We start from the raw sequence: 660 nt of genomic DNA on the forward strand, positions 1-660 counted from the left end.
GGGAAAACCGCCTTGACCACGCCTGTAAATGTTGCTATTCTGAACAAAATTTCTGCACAAGCGCTGAACAAAAGGAGCCTGGAGAATGCGAATGAAAAACAAAATTATTTTAATGACCAGATTCGGCAAAAAAGCATGATGCATTACGCGTTGGTTTTCCTCACCATGATGTCTGTTGGCGTTCAATATGTCATTACCGGCTTATATGCACGGAAAGGAACTTTCTCAATCCCCTTTTGTTTTTATGTTATTTATAACCCTGACCGTCATGGCGTTCTACAGTGTCTATAATCGCTTCCGGTTTTCTTTTACGACAGAGCTGATCGGATAGCCTCGCTTTCGGATTTTGTTTCGGGATGGCTTTTTATTCCAGGTTCTGGCCATTCAACGAGGCGGCGTCACTTTAACGTCCTTGCTGCTCTCCTATTCGCTTATCTTGCCTACGTTGTTTGGCATTTTTGTTTACAGGGATGAAGTAACCATCACCTTTTTGGCAGGACTGTCTCTTGTCTTACTGTCCTTGTTCTTGATTAATAGTCCGGATGGCTTCCCCTGGCCCTATTGGCTTTTGTATGCAGTATTGTTCAAACTTCATCGCAAAAAAAGCCTTGCAGGCCAATACAAGGCCGCCGCTTTACGCTTTCGAATATTGCGCCTTCA

1 protein-coding gene is annotated in these 660 nt (G+C 43.8%); it reads left to right on the forward strand.

The features are described from left to right. A partial coding sequence (locus B1748_RS36905) for a hypothetical protein (RefSeq protein WP_179215689.1) occupies positions 1 to 291 on the forward strand: 291 nt, incomplete at its 5' end. Positions 292 to 660 lie beyond the last annotated feature (369 nt).

Source organism: Paenibacillus sp. MY03 (assembly GCF_002165585.1).
In the GTDB taxonomy this organism is placed as follows: domain Bacteria; phylum Bacillota; class Bacilli; order Paenibacillales; family Paenibacillaceae; genus Pristimantibacillus; species Pristimantibacillus agaridevorans.